This is a genomic window from Micromonospora cynarisoli, assembly GCF_030518815.1.
GTDB classification, from domain to species: Bacteria; Actinomycetota; Actinomycetes; order Mycobacteriales; family Micromonosporaceae; genus Micromonospora; species Micromonospora wenchangensis.
The window spans coordinates 6,248,649-6,260,828 of record NZ_CP130426.1; the positions used below are offsets into that span (position 1 = coordinate 6,248,649).

Genomic DNA, 12,180 nt, shown 5'->3' on the forward strand with positions numbered 1-12,180 from the left:
GACGATCCAGCGATAACGACGGGAGTTCTGATGACATACGCCATCCGCGCCGAGGGGCTGGTGCGCCGGTTCGGCGACACCACCGCCCTGGCCGGGGTCGACCTGGCGGTCCCGGCCGGCACGGTCTTCGGTCTGCTCGGCCCCAACGGTGCCGGCAAGACCACCGCGGTACGGGTGCTCGCCACCCTGCTCACCGCCGACGAGGGGCACGCCACCGTCGGCGGGTACGACGTCCGCCGCGACGCCCACCGGGTCCGCCAGCTGATCGGCCTCACCGGCCAGTACGCCTCGGTCGACGAGAACCTGACGGGCACCGAGAACCTGCTGCTCATCGGCCGGCTGCTGGGCCTGTCCCGGCGGGACGCCCGGGACCGGGCGGCCGAGCTGCTGGCCGGGTTCCAGCTCACCGACGCCGCCGGCCGGGCCGCCAAGACCTACTCGGGGGGCATGCGCCGCCGGCTCGACCTGGCGGCCAGCCTCGTCGGTCGACCGCAGGTGCTCTTCCTCGACGAGCCGACCACCGGCCTCGACCCGCGCAGCCGCAACGACCTGTGGGACATCGTCCGGGGTCTGGTGGCCGAGGGGGTGACCGTGCTGCTGACCACGCAGTACCTGGAGGAGGCCGACCAGTTGGCCGACGAGATCGCCGTGGTCGACCACGGGCGGGTCATCGCCCAGGGCACGCCGGAGGAGCTGAAGGCCAAGACCGGTGGTCAGGTGCTGACCGTCCGGCCGGTCGAGACCGCCGACCTGCCCACCGTGCTCGCCGTCGTCGGCGAGGTGACCGGGGTCGATCCGGAGGTCACCCAGACCACGGTCAGCGCGCCGGTCAACGGTCCGGGCGCGCTGCCCGCCGTGGTCCGCCGGCTCGACGACGCCGAGGTGCACGTCGCCGAGCTGGCCCTGCGTGGGTCCAGCCTCGACGAGGTGTTCCTCTCCCTCACCGGTCACCGGGCCGAGGACGAGACCGCAGCCCTGGAAGGGAGCCCGGCATGACCGCCGCCACCGTCGCCGCCCCGTCGGCCCCGGCCACGCCGGCCCGCCGGCTCGGCCTGACCGCCGGCCTGCGGCACACCGGCACGCTGGCCTGGCGCAGCCTGGTGCAGATCAAGCACAACCCGATGGAACTGCTCGACCTGAGCATCCAACCGGTGATGTTCGTGCTGCTCTTCACGTACGTCTTCGGTGGGGCGATCTCCGGCAGCCCGGGGGAGTACCTGACCTTCGCGTTGCCGGGCATCATCGTGCAGAACGCCTTCTTCGCCACGATGACCACCGGCTTCGGTCTCAACCAGGATCTGACCAAGGGCGTGTTCGACCGGCTGCGGTCGCTGCCGGTGGCCCGCTGGTCCCCGCTCGCCGGCCGGATCGTCGCCGACACGGTCAAGCAGGCGTGGTCGTTGACCCTGCTGCTCGGCGTCGGGATGATCCTCGGCTTCCGGCTCGGCAACGGGGTGTTCGGCCTGCTCGGGGCGTTCGCCCTGCTGCTGGTCTTCTCGCTCGCCGCCGCCTGGATGTCGGTGCTGGTCGGGGTGCTGGTCAGTGAGCCGGACAAGGTGCAGATCTTCGGCTTCACGGTGATCTTCCCGCTGAGCTTCACCAGCAACGCCTTCGTGCCGACCGAGACCATGCCGTCCTGGCTCCAGCACTGGGTCGAGGTGAACCCGGTGACGATCCTGGCGAACGCGCTGCGGGGGTTGCTGGTCGGCGGGCCGGTCGCCGGGCCGGTGCTCCAGTCGCTGCTCTGGGCGGCGGCCATCGCCGCCGTCTTCGCCCCGCTCGCGGTGCGGGGCCTGCGCCGGCGGGTGTGATCCCGGCCGCCGTCAGAGTTCGGGCCGCTCGCCGTCGCGGGGCCGCTCCCCCTCCCGGGGAGCGGCGTCCTCCCGGGGCGACGTGCGGTCGGTGGACGCCGGGCCGGCCGGGGGTGCGGTGCCGTCGGGGGACGGGCCGCCGTCGCGGCGGCGCAGGTCGTCCTCCCGGCCGCGCAGGTCCTCCTCCCACCGCTGGAAGAGGGCGTTGTCGTCGCGGCGGACGCGTTCGTCGATCGACTTGAGGAACTCGGGGTCGTCGTCGGGCGCGACGGGCCGCCGGCTGGCCGCCGCCCAGCCCTGGCGGCGGTCACCCTCGGCGACCGGGCGGCCGGCGAGGAACCAGGCGATCGAGCCGACCAGCGGGAAGAACAGGATGACCACCACCCAGGCGAACCGGGGCAGCCCACGGACCGTCCCGTCCTCGGCGGAGAGGCAACCGATCAACGCGCAGGCGGCGAGCACCACCTGGAGCAGGAACAACAGCACATAGAGCCGGGCCATGCACCCATCATGGCTCAGCCGTGCGCGTCACCACACCCCGCGCAGCACGAGCGACACGCACAGCAGCGCCAGGCCGGCCGTGCCGAGGGCCACCAGCGGGACGGCCCGCGCGTCGAGGCGGGACTGCCGGCGGCCGGTGGCCCGTCCCCAGCCCACCACCAGCGTCGCCCACCAGGCCAGTACGGTGGCCCCGGCGAGCAGCGCCCCGGCGACGTCGCCGGTGAGCGCCAGCCGGACGGCCAGCACCGCCACCACCGTGTACGCCAGCCCGGTGCGCCGCCAGGACAGCCGGGTGCGCTCGGGTTGCAGGCCGGGATCGCCGGTCCCGTGCGCCGGTTCCCCGGTCACCTGCCGCTCACCCCACGGGCCAGGACGGCCACCACCAGCAGCAGCGCGCCCACCGCCACGATCAGGGCGAGCACGGCCGGGAACCGGGAGGCCGGCAGGCGTCGCCCGAGCCGGATGGCCTGTTCGGTGCGGGACCAGTGGTCCACCGCCCGGACGGCGACGGTGCCACCGAGCAGCAGCAGCGTCACCGCGATCACCTCCCGCAGGTGCCGCAGCGGCAGCGGCGGGAGGAACTGGGCGGCGGCCAGCCCGCCGGCGATCAGCGCCAGCCCGGTGCGCAGCCAGGCCAGGAACGTCCGTTCGTTGGCCAGGGAGAAGCGGTAGTCGGGGGTGCTGCCCACGGAGTCGAGGTCCGACGGGTCGAACCACCGTCTGATCGCCTGCCACACGACGCCGATTATCCGCTTTGTCACAGGCATAGCCTGGACCGATGACCGATCTTGACGCCACCACCCTGCGCGACACCTACGACCGGCAGCTCCGGCCGGAGATCCCCGACCCGGTCCCGGCCGGCGTGACCGTCGAACACGACGGGCCGCTGGTGCGCATCCTGGGTCTGGACCACGGCGGTTTCCTCACCTACCGCACCCTGGACGGGTTGGCCGGGCCGGAGTTGGACGCGCTGATCGCCCGCCAGGTCGAGCTGTTCCGGCAGCGCGGCGAGTCGGTGGAGTGGAAGCACAACAGCCACGACGAGCCCGCCGACCTGCCGGACCGGCTGCGCGCCGCCGGCTTCGTCCCGGAGGAGCGGGAGACCGTCCTGGTCGGGCCGGTCGCGCCCCTGGCCGCCGCCGTGCCGGTGCCCCCCGACGGGGTACGGCTGCGCGAGGTCACCGGCCGTGACGACCTGGAACGGATCGCCGCGATGGAGGAGGAGGTCTGGCGCAGCGACCGTTCCCACCTGGTCACCGGCCTGCTCCGGGAGATCGAGGCGGACCCGCAGTCGATCACCGTGGTGGTGGCCGAGGCGGGGGAGACGGTGGTCAGCGCCGGCTGGGTGCGCTACCTCAACGGCACCGGCTTCGCCAGCCTGTGGGGCGGCTCGACGCTGGCGCAGTGGCGACGCCGGGGTGTCTACCGGGCGCTGGTGGTCTACCGGGCCCGCCTGGCCGACCAGCGCGGCAAGACGTTGTTGCAGGTGGACGCCTCGGAGGACAGCCGGCCCATCCTGGAGCGACTCGGCTTCGTCCCGGTCACCACGACCACCCCGTACGTCTACACTCCGTGATCATGGAGCAGCGGCTGACTGACGACGAGCAGCAGGTCCTCAAGACGGGCGCGTTCGGCGCGGTCTTCCTGGTGTCGAACGCCGACCCGGGGGTGTTCGCGATGATCCGGGAGAGCTTCGCCGCGTCCGGGGCGTTCGCCGGGGCCAGTGGGCTGGTGAAGGAGGCGCTCGGCGCCGGTGGGCTGCCCCGGCTGCCCCGCGACTCGGCCCTGGACGTCGAGTCGGTGGTGCTGCCGGCGCTGACGCGGGCGGTGGAGATCCTGCGGGAGAAGTCCCCGGCCGACGTGTCGGCGTACCGCGAGCTGGTGCTGACCGCCGCGGCGGAGGTGGCCCGCGCGCACCGGGGGGTGACGCCGGCCGAGGAGGACGCCATCGCCCGGATCAGGACCGCCCTGGCCGACCCCGCCGGTCCGGCCTGACGGAGGTCCGGGGCCCGGCCGCAGCGCGGTGAGGTGTGTCACCGTGGGTGGCCGGGAGGGGTAACCTACTGGCAGGTAACATTGCGTTCGTGGGCAACTGCACAGCAGCCTGCGGTTGACCGGGTGTCAACGACGCGCAAAGCTCCGCCCTTAACCGGGCGAGCAGATCGCACACCACCAACAGGAGGGTTGTCGAATCGCGATGAACATCGTCGTACTCGTCAAGCAGGTGCCTGATTCGGGCGCGGACCGCAACCTGCGTGCTGACGACAACACCGTCGACCGCGGTTCGGCGAACAACGTGATCAACGAGATGGACGAGTACGCCATCGAGGAGGCGCTGAAGATCAAGGAGGCGCACGGCGGCGAGGTCACCGTCCTGACCATGGGACCGGACCGGGCCACCGAGTCGATCCGCAAGGCGCTGTCGATGGGCCCGGACGCCGCCGTGCACGTCCTCGACGACGCCCTGCACGGATCCTGCGCCGTGGCCACCTCGAAGGTGCTCGCCGCCGCCCTCGGGCAGCTCAATGCCGACCTGGTGCTCTGCGGCGCCGAGTCGACCGACGGCCGGGTCCAGGTCATGCCGCACATGCTCGCCGAGCGGTTGGGGGTCGCCGCGCTGACCGGCGCGCGCAAGCTCACCGTCGACGGCGGCACGCTGACCGTGGAGCGGCAGACCGAGGAGGGCTACGAGGTGGTCACCGCCGCGACGCCGGCCGTGGTCTCCGTCTGGGACACCATCAACGAGCCGCGCTACCCCTCCTTCAAGGGCATCATGGCCGCCAAGAAGAAGCCGGTGAAGACGCTGTCCCTGGCCGACCTGGGCGTCGCACCCACCGAGGTGGGCTTCGAGGGCGCCACCAGCGCCGTCGTCGAGCACACCAGGCGTCCCCGCGCTCCGGCGGCGCCAAGATCACCGATGAGGGCTCCGGCGGCGTCCAGCTGGTCGAGTTCCTCGCCACCGAGAAGTTCGTGTGAGGGGTCCGAACATGGCTGAGGTACTCGTCGTCGTCGAAGCCACCAGGGAATTCGGCGTCAAGAAGGTCACCCTGGAAATGCTCACCCTCGCCCGTGAGCTGGGCACCCCGAGCGCCGTGGTGCTCGGCGGCCCCGGTGCCGCCGAGGCGCTCGCCGCCAAGCTCGGCGAGTACGGCGCGGAGAAGATCTACGCCGCCGAGAGCGAGGAGATCGACGGCTACCTGGTGGCCCCCAAGGCGACCGTGCTCGCCGAACTGGTCAACCGGGTGCAGCCGGCCGCCGTCCTGCTCGCCTCGGCCCAGGAGGGCAAGGAGATCGCCGCCCGGCTGGCCGTCAAGCTGGACAACGGCATCCTGACCGACGTGGTCGGTCTCGACGCCGACGGCACCGCCACCCAGGTCGCCTTCGCCGGCTCCACCATCGTCAAGTCCAAGGTCACCAAGGGGCTGCCGCTGGTCACCGTCCGGCCGAACTCGGTCACCCCGGCCCCGGCGGTGGCCAGCCCGACCGTGGAGCAGCTCACCGTGTCGGTCACCGACACCGACCGGCTGGCGAAGGTCGTCGAGCGGGTCGCCGAGCAGAAGGGCTCCCGCCCGGAGCTGACCGAGGCGTCCGTGGTCGTCTCCGGCGGGCGCGGGGTCGGCAACGCCGACAACTTCAAGTTGGTCGAGGAGCTGGCCGACCTGCTCGGCGGTGCCGTCGGGGCGTCCCGGGCGGCGGTCGACTCCGGCTACTACCCGCACCAGTTCCAGGTCGGGCAGACCGGCAAGACCGTCTCCCCGCAGCTCTACGTCGCGCTGGGCATCTCCGGCGCGATCCAGCACCGGGCCGGCATGCAGACCTCGAAGACGATCGTCGCCGTGAACAAGGACGGCGAGGCCCCGATCTTCGAGCTGGCCGACTACGGCGTGGTGGGCGACCTGTTCAAGGTCGTGCCGCAGGCCGCCGAGGAGATCCGCAAGCGCAAGTGACCCGTCGCGGGTCCGCACCGAGCCGCCGTCCGGTCCGCCGGGCGGCGGCTCCGTCGTCCCCGCCCGGTCGTCGTGCCCGGCCCGCCGGGTCCGCGCGAGGGTGCGCCGATGGGAGCTGATCGGCGGGCCGGGGAGCTGAGCCGGCCCGCCGATCAGCCCGTCAGGGTGCCCCTCAGCAGGCTGTCGCCGGAGTGGGCGGGCTGGTTGTCGTACTGCTCGGCGGAGACGTCGACCACCGAGTATGCCCGAAGATCAACGTTCGGGGGCAGGGGCAGCAGGGCGTCGCCGGAGCTACCCCGCAGCACACCCACCGAGAACATCTCCATGGTCGTCGGATTGATCAGCCAGACCTCGTAGTACCCCGTAACGTCCGGGAGATTCGCGACGTGCAGGTGCAGTCGTCCGTCGGCGAAGACCCGGGCGTCGCCCCGGGCGTCCTTCGGCGTGCTGCCGTACGCGGCCAGCGGCGCGCTGGCCAGCACGTCCTGTTGCGGCGTTGCCCCCCGGTCGCCGAGCACGAGAACGGTGCCGAGCACCGCGATCACGGCGGCGGCGGTCGCCGAGACGACAGTGGTCGCCCAGCGCGGCCAACGCCGTGACCGGCCCGCCGCCGGTCGGGCGACGCGCCCGCCGCCGGGGGACGACGACCGCCGCCGGGACTTCGGCCGGTCACCGCTGACCGCCGCCGGTTTCCCGTCACCGGTTCCCGCCGACGGATGGCGGTCACCGGTCCCCGCTGGCGCTTCCCGGTACGCCGGGCCGACGTCGTCCCCGGCCGCCGGACCTGCCCGCGTCGGATCCGGCCCGAGATCCTGCCGGTGCGCCTCGGCCAGCGACGGCATCTGCTCGACGGCGTCGAGTTCGGCCAGGATGCCCGCCCAGAGGTGGGCCGGCGGGTCGGGCAGGGTGTGCAGGCCCTGGGTGCCCGCGCCCAGCCCGGCGACGTGCCGCAGGGACTCCAGCTCGTGCCGGCAGGTCACGCAGCCACCGAGGTGGTCGGTCTCGCCGTGGTCCGCCTCGCTCTCACCGAGCGCCAGAAATACCAGCCGGTCGTGGTCCAGGTGCTGCACCGTCCACCTCCCATCTGCGTTTCAAGCTCGCCATGCCCCGCCTGATGTGGCTCTTGACCGTGCCCAGCGGCACCCCGGTCACCGTCGCGATCTGTTGGTGTGTCAGGTCGTCGTAGAAGGCCAGCTCCAACATCCGTCGCTGGTCGTCGGGGAGCCGGGCCAGTTCGTCGGCGACCACCAGCCGGTCGACCACCGTGTCCGGGTCCACGCCGGTGCCGACCGGTTCGGGCAGCTGCCGCACCGTCTCCACCACCCGGGCCTCCCGGGCCGAGGCGCGCAGCCTGTCGATCACCTTGCGTCGGCCGATGCCGAGCAGCCACCCGATCAGCGAGCCCTTGGCCGGGTCGAAGGTCTCCCGCCCCAGCCAGGCGGCGACGAACGTCGCCTGGGTCACGTCCTCCGCGTCGCTGCGGTTGGCCAGCGTGCTGGTGGCCAGGTGGAGCACGGCCCGGCCGTACCGGTCGTACGCCTCCCGCAGCGCGGTTTCGTCGCCCGCCCGGAAGCGTGCGGCCAACTCGTCGGGGGGTGGTTCGGGTTCGTGTCCTGCTGTTCCCACCGCTGTCACCGGGCGGGTCGCCTTCCCTGGGGCATGCCCGACTGTAACGCCCACAGCCTCCGCCCCACTCTCCTGGTCCGGTCCGCCTCCACTCGTCTCACCAGATATTCGTCGCAGGAACCGGCCCCGGATGCAGCCCCCGCGAAGAAAAAGAAAGTGGTGTCGGGCTGCATCCGGCGGTGCGACGGGTGGCGTAACCCGTTCTGCAAGCCAGACCTGACGAACCAGCACCAATCACCAGGAGGCAGACATGCAGCTCGCCATCTTCCGTCGGGTCGCCGCAGGCGGCGCGGTGGCCGCTCTGGCCTTCGCGGGCGTCGGCGCCGCGACCACGAGCCCGGCGTACGCCGCCTCGTCCAAGGTCTCCGTCGTGCACGGCATCCCGGACACCCCGGTCGACGTCTACGTCAACGGCAAGAAGACCCTCGACAACTTCAAGCCCGGTGACGTCGCCGGCCCGCTGACCCTGCCCGAGGGCGAGTACGACATCGCCCTGACCAAGCCGGGCGAGCCGGTCGGCAGCGCGATCCTCTCCGTCGACGACGCCGAGGTGCCCGGCGGCGCCGACATCAGCCTCGCCGCGCACCTCGGCGCGGACGGCAAGCCGCAGATCACCCCGTTCGTCAACGACACCGCCAAGCTGGCCGTCGGCAAGGCCCGGCTGATCGTCCGGCACACCGCCGCCGCCCCGGCGGTCGACGTCCGGGCCGGCGGCAAGCCGGTCTTCGAGGGGCTGAGCAATCCCAGGGAGGCCAAGGCCGACGTCGACGCGGGCACGGTCAAGGCCGACGTGGTGCTGGCCGGCACCGACACCGTGGCGATCGGCCCGGCGGACCTGAACCTCAGGGAGGGCACCGCCACCATCGTCTACGCGATCGGCTCGGCCGAGGCCAAGAACCTCGACCTGGTCGCCCAGACCATCACCGGTCTGCACTCCGCCCCGGGCGGCGTGCCCAGCGGCACCGGCGGTCAGGCCGACACCGGCGTGGACACCTGGTGGTACGTGCTGGCCGGCGCCGGCGTACTGCTGCTGGCCGGCGGCGGGACGCGGGTGGCCGCCACCCGGACCGGTCGCCGGTGACGGTGCGACACCGCGGGGCGCTGGCGGCGATGGCCGCCGGCGTCGCCGCGCTCACCGTCGCCACCGTCGTGGCCTGCGGCTCGCAGCCGGCCGAGGACGTCGGCGCGGACGAGGCGGCGGCGCTGGCCAGCAGCAGCCCGCCCAGCCCGACGACCGGGACCGGTGGCGGCCCGTCGGTGCCTGTGACCGCCGGTGACCTGCCCACGGCCGAACGGACCGTGCCGCCGGTGCAGCTGCGCATCCCGGCGATCGACGTCACCGCCACGGTCGACCCGGTGGGCATCGACACCCGCACCGACGAGTTCGACGTCCCGCCGAGCGTGGACCAGATCGGCTGGTACCGGTTCGGCCCCGGGCTGGACACCGACGCCGGCTCGGTGGTGATCGCCGGCCACGTCGACAGCTCGGAGCAGGGCAAGGGGGCGTTCTTCCGGCTCCGCGAACTCGACCGGGGGGACACCGTCACCGCCACCGGCTCCGACGGGAAGCAGCGCGACTACCGGGTCGTCGCCCGCGAGGAGTACGCCAAGACGAAGATCCCGCTGGACCGGTACTTCGCCCGGGACGGCAAGCCGCGGCTGACCCTGATCACCTGCGGCGGGCCGTTCGACCCGAAGACCCGGCACTACCGGGACAACATCGTCGTCACCGCCGTACCGGCCTGAGGACCGGGTCGGGGCCGATCCGGTCCCGGCCCGCCCCCATCCACGCTTCGGTACGGGTGGTCCGGCATCCAACGCGCCGTGCGCTGGCCGTTACGCTGAACGGTGATGGCATACCTGGATCACGCGGCGACCACCCCGATGCTCGACGAGGCGTTGGCGGCGTACGTCGCCACCGCCCGCGAGGTCGGCAACGCGTCGTCGTTGCACGCGACGGGCCGGCGTGCCCGGCGTCGGGTGGAGGAGTCCCGCGAGCGGGTGGCCGCCGTGCTGGGCGCCCGCCCGTCCGAGGTCATCTTCACCGGCGGCGGCACCGAGAGCGACAACCTCGCCGTCAAGGGCGTCTTCTGGGCCCGGCGGGCCGCCCGGCCCGACCGGCTCCGGGTGGTCTCCAGCGCGGTCGAGCACCACGCCGTCCTCGACGCGGTCGACTGGCTCGCCGACCACGAGGACGCCGAGGTCTCCTGGCTGCCGACCGACGCCGCCGGCAAGCTCGACCCGGCGCTGCTGCGCGCCGAGCTGTCCGCGCACGCCGACCGGATCGCCGTGGTGACCGCGATGTGGGCCAACAACGAGGTCGGCACGGTGCAGCCGGTGGCCGAGCTGGCCGCCGTCGCCGCCGAACACGGGGTGCCGTTCCACACCGACGCGGTGCAGGCGGTCGGCCAGGTGCCTGTCGACTTCGCGGCCAGCGGCGTCTCCGCGCTCACCGTGACCGGGCACAAGCTCGGCGGCCCGACCGGGGTGGGCGCGCTGCTGCTCGCCCGGGACGTCGCCGCCACCCCGCTGCTGCACGGCGGCGGGCAGGAACGCGACGTCCGCTCCGGCACCCTGGACACCGCCGGCATCGTCGCCTTCGCGGTCGCCGTCGAGACGGCGGTCAAGGGCCAGCAGGAGTACGCCGCCCGGGTGGCGGCGCTCCGCGACGACCTGGTGCGGCGGGTGCGGGAGGCGGTGCCCGAGGTGGTGTTCAACGGCGACCCCGACGACCGGCTGCCCGGCAACGCGCACTTCTCCTTCCCCGGCTGCGAGGGGGACGCCCTGCTGCTCCTGCTCGACGCCCAGGGCATCGCCTGCTCCACCGGCTCGGCCTGCTCGGCGGGGGTGGCCCAGCCCAGCCACGTGCTGCTGGCGATGGGCGCCGACCACGACCGGGCCCGCTCCTCGCTGCGCTTCACCCTCGGCCACACCAGCACCCCCGCCGACGTCGACGCCCTCATCGCGGCCCTCCCCGCCGCCGTCGACCGCGCCCGCCGGGCCGCCGCCCTCCGCACCCCCCGCTGACCCCTCCCGCCCACGCCCCACCCGCCCCCTTCCGCACCACCCGGCCCATGCCCCCGTCCCGGGCGGGGCGCAGCCGGGCGGAGAGGGGAGGGGCCGGGCGGGAGGAGGGGTGGAGCGGGCGGGGTGGGTAGGCTCGACGGGGGAAGGGAGCGTGGGCTGGTGAAGGTTCTGGCGGCGATGTCGGGCGGGGTGGACTCCGCCGTCGCGGCGGCGCGGGCGGTGGACGCCGGGCACGACGTGACCGGGGTGCACCTGGCGCTGTCCCGCAACCCGCAGACCTTCCGTACCGGGGCCCGGGGGTGCTGCACGCTGGAGGACTCCCGGGACGCGCGCCGGGCCGCCGACGTCATCGGCATCCCCTTCTACGTGTGGGACATGGCCGAGCGGTTCCACGCCGACGTGGTGGACGACTTCGTCGCCGAGTACGCGGCCGGGCGTACCCCGAACCCGTGCCTGCGCTGCAACGAGAAGATCAAGTTCGCGGCGGTGCTGGACCGGGCCGTGGCCCTCGGCTTCGACGCCGTGGTCACCGGCCACCACGCCCGGCTCGGCCCCGACGGGCTGCTGCGCCGCAGCGTCGACCTTGCCAAGGACCAGTCGTACGTGCTGGCGGTGCTCACCCGCGCGCAGCTCGACCGGGCGATGTTCCCCCTCGGCGACGCCACCAAGGCCGAGGTCCGGGCCGAGGCGGCCCGGCGTGACCTGGCGGTGGCCGAGAAGCCCGACTCGCACGACATCTGCTTCATCGCCGACGGCGACACCCGGGGGTTCCTCGCCGGGCGGCTCGGCGAGACGCCCGGCGCGGTGGTCGACGCGCTGACCGGCGCGGTCGTCGGCAGCCACACCGGCGCGTACGCCTACACGGTGGGCCAGCGGCGCGGCCTGCACCTGGACCGGCCGGCCCCGGACGGGCGGCCCCGGTACGTGCTCTCCATCACCCCGAAGACCAACACGGTCACCGTCGGCCCCGCCGAGGCGCTGGAGGTCTCCCTGGTCCGCGCCACCCGTCCGGTCTGGACCGGGGGGGATCCGCCGACGGTGCCGATCGGGTGCGAGGTGCAGTTGCGCGCGCACGGCGACGTCGTACCGGCCACCGTGCGGGTGGACGGCGACGGCCTCACCGCCGAGCTGCGCCGCCCCGTACGCGGGGTGGCCGCCGGGCAGGCCGTGGTGGCGTACCGGCCGGACCCGGCCGGTGACGTGGTGCTCGGCTCCGCCACCATCACCGGCTGACCCACCGGCCGGGTGCGCCGACCGGGGCCGGTTAC

Annotated in this window: 13 protein-coding genes and 2 pseudogenes; 10 read left to right on the forward strand and 5 right to left on the reverse strand. The window is 73.6% G+C overall.

The features are described 5' to 3' along the window. The first annotated feature begins 30 nt into the window (after positions 1-30). Both Q2K16_RS27530 and Q2K16_RS27535 read left to right on the forward strand, forming a co-directional pair. On the forward strand, positions 31-996 hold the full coding sequence (locus tag Q2K16_RS27530; RefSeq protein ID WP_302741045.1) for an ATP-binding cassette domain-containing protein: 966 nt from the start codon (positions 31-33) through the stop codon (positions 994-996). Beyond that, a complete protein-coding gene (locus tag Q2K16_RS27535) occupies positions 993-1,811 on the forward strand; it encodes an ABC transporter permease (RefSeq protein ID WP_302741046.1) in 819 nt (272 codons plus the stop codon). The genes Q2K16_RS27530 and Q2K16_RS27535 overlap by 4 nt, the downstream gene beginning before the upstream one ends. Positions 1,812-1,949: 138 nt before the next feature. Here the strand turns inward: Q2K16_RS27535 and Q2K16_RS27540 are convergent. From Q2K16_RS27540 to Q2K16_RS27550, 3 genes and pseudogenes are all read right to left on the reverse strand, one after another. Further along, positions 1,950-2,312 (reverse strand): annotated as a pseudogene (locus Q2K16_RS27540) (PLD nuclease N-terminal domain-containing protein); the annotation flags it as partial. Between the two features lie 27 nt (positions 2,313-2,339). Next, a complete protein-coding gene (locus Q2K16_RS27545) occupies positions 2,340-2,660 on the reverse strand; it encodes a DUF202 domain-containing protein (RefSeq protein ID WP_302741047.1) in 321 nt (106 codons plus the stop codon). After that, on the reverse strand, positions 2,657-3,079 hold the full coding sequence (locus tag Q2K16_RS27550) for a YidH family protein (protein ID WP_489671816.1): 423 nt from the start codon (positions 3,077-3,079) through the stop codon (positions 2,657-2,659). Before Q2K16_RS27550 ends, Q2K16_RS27545 begins: the two co-directional genes overlap by 4 nt. A gap of 11 nt (positions 3,080-3,090) precedes the next feature. On the opposite strand from Q2K16_RS27550, the gene Q2K16_RS27555 reads away from it, so the two are divergent. The 4 genes and pseudogenes from Q2K16_RS27555 (at position 3,091) to Q2K16_RS27570 (ending at position 6,259) form a co-directional block, all read left to right on the forward strand. After that, positions 3,091-3,888 carry a GNAT family N-acetyltransferase gene (locus Q2K16_RS27555; RefSeq protein WP_302741048.1) on the forward strand — a complete coding sequence of 266 codons (798 nt, stop codon included), beginning with the start codon at positions 3,091-3,093 and terminating at the stop codon, positions 3,886-3,888. Continuing rightward, the gene (locus Q2K16_RS27560; RefSeq protein ID WP_302741049.1) at positions 3,885-4,307 is read left to right on the forward strand and encodes a hypothetical protein; all 423 of its coding nucleotides are present in this window, start codon (positions 3,885-3,887) and stop codon (positions 4,305-4,307) included. Before Q2K16_RS27555 ends, Q2K16_RS27560 begins: the two co-directional genes overlap by 4 nt. Positions 4,308-4,509: 202 nt before the next feature. Further along, positions 4,510-5,288: pseudogene (locus tag Q2K16_RS27565) on the forward strand (electron transfer flavoprotein subunit beta/FixA family protein). Between the two features lie 11 nt (positions 5,289-5,299). After that, positions 5,300-6,259 carry an electron transfer flavoprotein subunit alpha/FixB family protein gene (locus Q2K16_RS27570; RefSeq protein WP_302741051.1) on the forward strand — a complete coding sequence of 320 codons (960 nt, stop codon included), beginning with the start codon at positions 5,300-5,302 and terminating at the stop codon, positions 6,257-6,259. Positions 6,260-6,411: 152 nt separating this feature from the next. Here the strand turns inward: Q2K16_RS27570 and Q2K16_RS27575 are convergent, their stop codons facing one another. Beyond that, entirely contained in the window at positions 6,412-7,329 is a 918-nt protein-coding gene (locus Q2K16_RS27575) for an anti-sigma factor (protein ID WP_302741052.1), read from the reverse strand. Then, complete coding sequence (locus tag Q2K16_RS27580; RefSeq protein ID WP_302741053.1) at positions 7,283-7,885, reverse strand: RNA polymerase sigma factor; 603 nt, start codon at positions 7,883-7,885, stop codon at positions 7,283-7,285. Before Q2K16_RS27580 ends, Q2K16_RS27575 begins: the two co-directional genes overlap by 47 nt. 250 nt (positions 7,886-8,135) lie before the next feature. Here Q2K16_RS27580 and Q2K16_RS27585 point away from each other — a divergent pair, with 250 nt between their 5' ends. The 4 genes from Q2K16_RS27585 to mnmA all read left to right on the forward strand — a co-directional run bounded on the left by Q2K16_RS27585 (position 8,136) and on the right by mnmA (position 12,145). Next, positions 8,136-8,966, forward strand: a complete 831-nt coding sequence (locus Q2K16_RS27585; RefSeq protein WP_302741054.1) for a DUF4397 domain-containing protein — start codon at positions 8,136-8,138, stop codon at positions 8,964-8,966. After that, the gene (locus tag Q2K16_RS27590; protein WP_302741055.1) at positions 8,963-9,631 is read left to right on the forward strand and encodes a class F sortase; all 669 of its coding nucleotides are present in this window, start codon (positions 8,963-8,965) and stop codon (positions 9,629-9,631) included. The genes Q2K16_RS27585 and Q2K16_RS27590 overlap by 4 nt, the downstream gene beginning before the upstream one ends. Positions 9,632-9,736: 105 nt before the next feature. Next, entirely contained in the window at positions 9,737-10,912 is a 1,176-nt protein-coding gene (locus Q2K16_RS27595; protein ID WP_302741057.1) for a cysteine desulfurase family protein, read from the forward strand. A 159-nt stretch (positions 10,913-11,071) separates the two neighbouring features. Continuing rightward, positions 11,072-12,145, forward strand: coding sequence for a tRNA 2-thiouridine(34) synthase MnmA (gene mnmA, locus Q2K16_RS27600; RefSeq protein WP_302741059.1), 1,074 nt, complete (start codon positions 11,072-11,074; stop codon positions 12,143-12,145). Positions 12,146-12,180: the final 35 nt, after the last annotated feature.

Coding starts and splice junctions, on each gene's coding strand:
- Q2K16_RS27530 (WP_302741045.1), top strand. CDS start 31: ATGACATACGCCATCCGCGCCGAGGGGCTGGTGCGCCGGTTCGGCGAC.
- Q2K16_RS27535 (WP_302741046.1), top strand. CDS start 993: ATGACCGCCGCCACCGTCGCCGCCCCGTCGGCCCCGGCCACGCCGGCC.
- Q2K16_RS27550 (WP_489671816.1), bottom strand. CDS start 3,079: ATGCCTGTGACAAAGCGGATAATCGGCGTCGTGTGGCAGGCGATCAGA.
- Q2K16_RS27555 (WP_302741048.1), top strand. CDS start 3,091: ATGACCGATCTTGACGCCACCACCCTGCGCGACACCTACGACCGGCAG.
- Q2K16_RS27570 (WP_302741051.1), top strand. CDS start 5,300: ATGGCTGAGGTACTCGTCGTCGTCGAAGCCACCAGGGAATTCGGCGTC.
- Q2K16_RS27585 (WP_302741054.1), top strand. CDS start 8,136: ATGCAGCTCGCCATCTTCCGTCGGGTCGCCGCAGGCGGCGCGGTGGCC.
- Q2K16_RS27595 (WP_302741057.1), top strand. CDS start 9,737: ATGGCATACCTGGATCACGCGGCGACCACCCCGATGCTCGACGAGGCG.